Origin of the sequence: Wolbachia endosymbiont of Glossina morsitans morsitans, assembly GCF_000689175.1 — a bacterium.
Lineage (GTDB): Bacteria > Pseudomonadota > Alphaproteobacteria > Rickettsiales > Anaplasmataceae > Wolbachia > Wolbachia pipientis.
The window spans coordinates 3,054-9,262 of record NZ_AWUH01000193.1 but is presented as its reverse complement, the minus strand read 5'-3'; the positions used below and the strand labels follow the sequence as shown (position 1 = coordinate 9,262).

Here is a 6,209-nt window from a genome sequence, read left to right as displayed (position 1 = left end):
TCTCTTGTTACCATTTCCATTGCGTGAGCTATCATATGCTCTCCTTGGCTTGCAGAATAGCTGCCTTTTGATATTACCATTCCAAGTCCTGAAATTAGTAGAACTTCCATAAGTAATAGGACCACTTTTCTACTTCTTTTAGTAAGCGCCGTATACTCTCTTAGCAAAATTTGCTCCAAATCGCGAACAAGTGTAAAAGGTAATTCATTGTATTCTGTGCCAAGCAACAAATGAGATAGTAGCCAGTCAGCCTGAACTGTTGAACGACAAATGAAATCTGCAAATCCGCTTAATGTGAGACGCAGTGGTGCATTGGCAAGTATGTCTATATCTATATATACTGCTCTTGGAAGATGTGCTTTGAACGATTTTTTATATCCATTTACTAATATTGAAGCATTTGCAGAGGTATATCCATTCATAGAAGCGGCTGTTGGGAACGATATATAATCTTTTTTCTCGAGGTAGCTTGCATATTTGCAGATATCGTTAACAGTGCCGCTACCAAATGCAACTATTAAGTCACTGTCTTTTGCTTTGTTTCTAACTAGATTTACGGTTTCAAGAGAGGCAGCTCTGCTTGGTGTCATGCAAGTAGCTGACACTGGGATCCAGGAAAACAACTNATGGATTCCAGTGTCACGCGCTGGGATGACAGGTGGAGCTGGAATAATTAAGTTAGGAATTTTATTAAGTACGTTTTTGTTTAAAAGTTTTGCTGTATTTTTATCTGCAACTAGAAAGACGTCATTTCCGTGTCGTGTGCATATTTCATAGATATCATCAGCAAGGTAGTAATCTGTTATTACTTCCCTTAGAAAAGTTTGTTCAGTTTGATGTAATATTTGTTTTAAATAGTGCATAGAGTGTTTACAATATAGCAGTATAAGTATTTTAAGATTGACATGAAAATTGACCCTGTGGAGCTAACTAGGAAATTGATCTCTTTTGAGAGTATAACACCAGAAGACAGCGGGGCAATAGAGTGTATAGCAACAATCTTCAAGNAGAGCGGCTTTGATTGTGAGATTTTAGAATTTGGTGATAAAGTTAAAAATCTTTATGCGAAATATATAAATGGAGTACCAAATTTGTGCTTTGCTGGGCACGTTGATGTTGTACCACCGGGTCAGTTAAAAGATTGGGCATTTGGTCCATTTAATCCAGAAGTGAGGGATGGAATGCTATATGGAAGAGGGGCCGCTGATATGAAAAGCGGAGTAGCTGCATTTATTGCTGCTATGGTAAATTTGATTGCAGAGAAGTTTCAATTTAATGGTTCGATAAGTGCATTGATTACCAGTGCTGAAGAAAGCATGGAAGAATATGGAACAAAGGCAGTTTTGGAATGGATGAAAAATAAGCAGAAAAAGATAGATTTTTGTGTGGTTGGCGAACCAACCAGTAGTAAGAAATTAGGTGATACCATAAAAATAGGCAGAAGAGGTTCTGTAACATTTGAATTAATTTGCCATGGAAAACAAGGGCACGTTGCCTACCCAGACCTAGCAGACAATCCAATATATAAGGTAATATCGATATTGAGTAAGGTAAAAAATACTACTTTTGATCATGGTAATAAATATTTTCAGCCTTCACATTGCGAAGTTACTACTATCGATGTTGGAAATAATACTAGCAATCTAATACCTGGCTCAGCAACTACACGTTTTAACATTCGATATAACAATGAACAAACACCGGGTGGCTTATATAAGCTGATTGATGAAATATGCTCTAGTGTAACTGACGATTATAAGCTTTTTATGCATAGCAGCAGGGACGTTTTCCTCTCTACTCCCGATAGGAATACTGATATTATGCTTGATGCAATAAATAAAGTTATCAGTATTGATGCTGCGTTGAGCACAAGTGGTGGCACATCTGACGCTGCGTTTATCAAAGATGTTTGTCCAGTGATTGAATTTGGTATAATCAACAAAACTGCACATCAGATAAACGAATGCGTATCAGTAAACGATATACACAAGTTAACAGCTATATATAAGGAATTTATAGAAAATTATTTCAATCCCACTAATAAAATATTGAATCAGGTCAACGTGGTTAGTAATATATCTAGTGGTCCATTGTTAGCTTAGATGTAATCAGATCTCTTGCATGACTGCTGTTTGAATAATATAGCTCTTTTTACAATAATCCGAACAGACCGTAATATGCTACTGGCCTGCTATAGCCATAAACACGTATCTTATCGCATTCGGACTATTATAAGAAAGGCTATAACTTGTATCATTCCAGCAAAATGTGTCAAGTAAGTTTTTTCGTTTCTATAGCTACTTGGATGACAAAAGAAGGAATACTAGACTTTATACCTTTTGCACTCAAATTCACATAAATCATGAACTATGCACGTTTCACACGAAGGTTTCTGTGCTTTGCAAACATATCTACCATGCAAAACTAGCCAATGATGAGCATAAAGCAGGTATTTTTTGGGAACCACATTTAAAAGAGATTGCTCTGTTTTAAACACATCTTTTTCTTTCACAAGCCCAATTCTATTGCTCACTCTAAAAACGTGAGTATCAACTGCCAATGTTGGAATGCCAAGCCCCGAATTTAAGAACACATTAGCGCTCTTTCTCCCCACTCCAGGCAAAGACACCAAATCATCAAAATTAGTAGGTACTTTGCTGTTGTATCGTTCTACCAATATTTTACTAAGCCCGATTATATTTTTTGCTTTGGAATTATATAAACCAATACTGCTTATGCATTTTTTCAGCTCAGTTTGCCCAAAGCTCAGCATTTTTTCTGGCGTATCAGCGATATTAAATAGTTCTCTTGTAATTTTATTAACGCTTACATCAGTTGTCCGCGCTGATAAAACTATCGCAAGCAGTAACGTAAAATGATTGGTATAATTTAGCTCTATTTTTGGCGCAGGATTTGAGTGTTGAAACTTTTCAAATATTAGTTCTACTTTTTTTGAGTCCATTTCATTTACCACACCTCTTTTAAATATTTAAACAAAGAACCCCTCTTTCCCATCATACAAATACAATTTGTCCATTCTCACCACGTCAAAATTGTGTTCTTCAAGTTTGATTAGCAAGTTATTCACATCACTATTTGTAATAGCTTGCTTTTCATTATTTGCGATAAACCTACAGGTTATTTGATCACTTGAAGGTTTTGAGTTTCCTGGCCAAATCGCAAGACCTTTTGAGTATATTGCTATCATTTGCAGATTACTCGATTCAAATAACCTAACTATTTGGTCAAAGTTGCTGGATTTGTCCCAAGCAAGCGCTATATCACTACCTACTAGCTTTTTGGTTTTATAGTCCTGTTCATAGCTATTTTGTATTTCACTTATTTTGCTATTTGTACTGCTACCGACTGTAAGCTCAGATAATGTTTTCGGTTTTTTTCCTAGATTATCTATAACGGCTTCTGCAAATTCTTTGGTACCAATTTTCTGTTTACTCTTTTTCTCTTTATATAAATCGGCGGTATGTATTCCATCCTCCAAAGTCTTGAGCCATGCATCGTAAATTAGTTTTGCAGTACTCACTTGACTGATGTAGACCAACATATGCACTGCAGCATTCAAAAGTCCAGAAGGATTAGCTATGTTTTTTCCTGCAATATCAGGAGCAGAACCGTGCACTGCTTCAAACATTGCATATTCATTACCTATATTGCTACTTCCAGCGAGTCCAACAGATCCAGAGGTTTGCGCCACAATGTCCGATAATATATCGCCATATAAGTTCTCGGTTACTATAACATCGAAATTCTCCGGTTCTGTGGCAACACGTGCCATCCCAATATCGACTATATAATGTTCTGCCTTTATGTCCGGGTATTCCTTTGCAATACGATCAAACGCCGCATGGAAAGTTCCGTCAGTCATTTTCATTATGTTATCTTTAGTAAGACAAGTTACCTTCTTTCTACTATGTTTTTTTGCATATTCAAAAGCGTACCTGCATATTTTTTCTGAGCCGGATCTAGTAATAATTTTAGTGCATTGGTAAGAGTCACCAGTGAGCCTGTGCTCTATTCCGGTGTAAACGTCCTCTTCATTTTCACGTATTACTACGATATCAAACTTATCGAATTTATTTTCTATAACAGGATGATATGAAATGCATGGTCTGATATTTGCATATAACCCTAGGTTCTTTCTGAGCGCTACATTTAAGCTTCTGTGGCCTTTACCTTGAGGAGTTGTTGTCGGAGATTTTAATAATATTTTTGTCCTTTCAATTGATTCCCAACCACTTGGAGAAATTCCGTGAGACCATTCTTTACTGTAAACACGCTCACCTATTTCAATAATATCTATTGAGATTTTCGCTTCTGCTTCGTGCAATATCGACAGCACCGCTTCCATAATTTCTGGTCCGATACCGTCGCCATATGCAACTGTGATTGGTGTTGACATAACTTCCCTAACTGTAAATGATTTAATGTTAATTCAAATAATAGAGTGACACAAGTAGCTAATATTACCCAAATTAGTATATTTACGGTTATTTAATAACGTATTTTTATATTATATGATGATATTATGAAATATAGGTGAGGTTATGAATACTGAAATAAATGTTAAAGTAAATTATGTAGGGTTTGCAAGGCGTATTGTGGCAGAAGTACTTGACTTTCTCATATTTTCTCCTGATTTTATCTATGTTGTATTTATGTTATTAAGTGATGAAGATTTTGTTCAGGAAATTGAACAACTAGTAACAACAATATCACTTCTAGCTTATATAGCGATCTCAACATTAGTACTAACAGTATTCAAAATATTAATGATAACAAAACTTAGTGGTACCCCAGGAAAACTATTGTGTGGTATGCATATTAAAAATGCTAATACATTTACAAATGCTACCCTAATGCAAGCAACAATAAGATGTATTTCTAAGGGAAGCATCTGGATTATTTTTCGCTTTTTGCTTCATCTGCATTATCATGGTTATACTTTTCTATATCTTTTAATTGTGCTAATTTTATTTTTGTTTGCAGTATTTGATCAACGCAAACAGACTTTTTACGATAAAATTGCAAAAACAGTAGTGATAGACTATAAATCTAGTTGATATTTTTCTTTATAGGTAGTACATGGATAAATAAGTAAACTACTCAACGATGACAAGACGTACTCTAGCATTTATAGTTGATTGTATTTTATTTATCGCAATACCATTTGGTTTAATGGCGGTGGGTTTCTCACTTGCACACGCAATACAAGGGATCATGGGTGCAATAATTGTAATCACCACGATTGTATTTTCTTTATTTTTAATGATACCATTCGTATTTCATATATTCATGCTTGTAAAAGTTGGCGGCACTCCAGGACACTTGTTATTTAGCATGCGTGTAAAAGACAAAGATACATTTGAGTCAATCACTACAATGCAAGCAATGGAAAGGACTATAGCTCTTTTTATAATTTATTGCATATCACTTTGTAATCCCCTTTTATTCTTAGCTATACTAATCTTAGTTTTAGTATGTGCAGTAGGTGATGAACATAAACAAGCTTTTCACGACAAAATTGCAAACACGGTAGTGATAGATTATAAACCTAGTTGATATTTTCCTTTAGCTGTCTGCCACCAAGGGTGTCATTCCAGTGTCACGCGCTAACTTGAGGTAAATTGCCAACGTGTGTCCAGAGAAGGTGAGTATGTTCAGTAGGAGTTAAACCTACCGGGATAAAAGTCGGAGTCCCGTAGCTTGGGTAGCAGCATGTAAGGAAACCAAAGTGTTGAAGCCTACCGACAATGTTATCGTAGGATAAGGGCGAATTACCAGGCCGAAGCGAAAGCGAACACATAGGTGGCCTCGAAAATTACAAATCCTAAAGGCTGAGCCCGCGTTGGTAGGCTGAAGGCAATAGGGATAGCTGAAAACCCGAATGATAACGCATATCTACTTTAGCGGGGTGATAGTGATGGCATGGTAATGAGGACATATGAAGCAACTGGAGAAGCCCTACTCATCCCAGGAAGAAATACCTTGGAGCGGTAAGTTCTATAACTGGAAAACAGGAAATGAACCGAAGATGAGAGGGTGGCGGATGGGTGCGTAGTAGTGAAGAAGTGAGGTAACTCTCATGGAGCAAAGGCACCCTACTAGTGGAGATCTTTTAACAAAAGGAAGGTAAAGGTAAAAATGACAAAAATGCCGATAAAATTACAAGACCTGAGAAGAAAGATATATTT

The 6,209-nt window shown here is 36.3% G+C and carries 6 protein-coding genes and 3 pseudogenes; 4 read left to right on the top strand and 5 right to left on the bottom strand.

Going from position 1 to position 6,209, the window contains the following annotated elements:
• Both WGMM_RS05050 and WGMM_RS07020 read right to left on the bottom strand, forming a co-directional pair.
• Positions 1 to 625, bottom strand: a pseudogene (locus WGMM_RS05050) (iron-containing alcohol dehydrogenase); the annotation flags it as partial.
• A 1-nt stretch (position 626) separates the two neighbouring features.
• Positions 627 to 863: pseudogene (locus tag WGMM_RS07020) on the bottom strand (iron-containing alcohol dehydrogenase); the annotation flags it as partial.
• A gap of 42 nt (positions 864 to 905) precedes the next feature.
• Between WGMM_RS07020 and WGMM_RS07015 the strand changes: the two are divergent.
• Positions 906 to 1,007: pseudogene (locus WGMM_RS07015) on the top strand (hypothetical protein); the annotation flags it as partial.
• A 1-nt stretch (position 1,008) separates the two neighbouring features.
• Positions 1,009 to 2,102, top strand: a 1,094-nt coding sequence (gene dapE, locus WGMM_RS05045; protein ID WP_240991962.1) for a succinyl-diaminopimelate desuccinylase, incomplete at its 5' end; no start/stop codon positions are given.
• Positions 2,103 to 2,323: 221 nt separating this feature from the next.
• Here dapE and nth read toward each other — a convergent pair.
• Positions 2,324 to 2,962, bottom strand: coding sequence for an endonuclease III (nth, locus tag WGMM_RS05040; protein ID WP_038250949.1), 639 nt, complete (start codon positions 2,960 to 2,962; stop codon positions 2,324 to 2,326).
• 27 nt (positions 2,963 to 2,989) lie between these two features.
• Positions 2,990 to 4,417 (bottom strand): isocitrate dehydrogenase, encoded by a 1,428-nt coding sequence (gene icd, locus WGMM_RS05035; RefSeq protein WP_038250947.1) that lies wholly within the window; start codon positions 4,415 to 4,417, stop codon positions 2,990 to 2,992.
• Between the two features lie 145 nt (positions 4,418 to 4,562).
• Between icd and WGMM_RS05030 the strand changes: the two genes are divergently transcribed.
• Together WGMM_RS05030 and WGMM_RS05025 are read left to right on the top strand one after the other, a co-directional pair.
• Entirely contained in the window at positions 4,563 to 5,078 is a 516-nt protein-coding gene (locus WGMM_RS05030) for an RDD family protein (RefSeq protein ID WP_038250945.1), read from the top strand.
• A 49-nt stretch (positions 5,079 to 5,127) separates the two neighbouring features.
• Positions 5,128 to 5,577, top strand: a complete 450-nt coding sequence (locus WGMM_RS05025) for an RDD family protein (RefSeq protein WP_240991961.1) — start codon at positions 5,128 to 5,130, stop codon at positions 5,575 to 5,577.
• Between the two features lie 43 nt (positions 5,578 to 5,620).
• Here WGMM_RS05025 and WGMM_RS06195 read toward each other — a convergent pair whose 3' ends face one another.
• Positions 5,621 to 5,821 (bottom strand): hypothetical protein, encoded by a 201-nt coding sequence (locus WGMM_RS06195; RefSeq protein WP_128080219.1) that lies wholly within the window; start codon positions 5,819 to 5,821, stop codon positions 5,621 to 5,623.
• Positions 5,822 to 6,209: the final 388 nt, after the last annotated feature.

Coding starts and splice junctions, on each gene's coding strand:
- nth (WP_038250949.1), bottom strand. CDS start 2,962: ATGGACTCAAAAAAAGTAGAACTAATATTTGAAAAGTTTCAACACTCA.
- icd (WP_038250947.1), bottom strand. CDS start 4,417: ATGTCAACACCAATCACAGTTGCATATGGCGACGGTATCGGACCAGAA.
- WGMM_RS05030 (WP_038250945.1), top strand. CDS start 4,563: ATGAATACTGAAATAAATGTTAAAGTAAATTATGTAGGGTTTGCAAGG.
- WGMM_RS05025 (WP_240991961.1), top strand. CDS start 5,128: ATGACAAGACGTACTCTAGCATTTATAGTTGATTGTATTTTATTTATC.
- WGMM_RS06195 (WP_128080219.1), bottom strand. CDS start 5,821: ATGTGTTCGCTTTCGCTTCGGCCTGGTAATTCGCCCTTATCCTACGAT.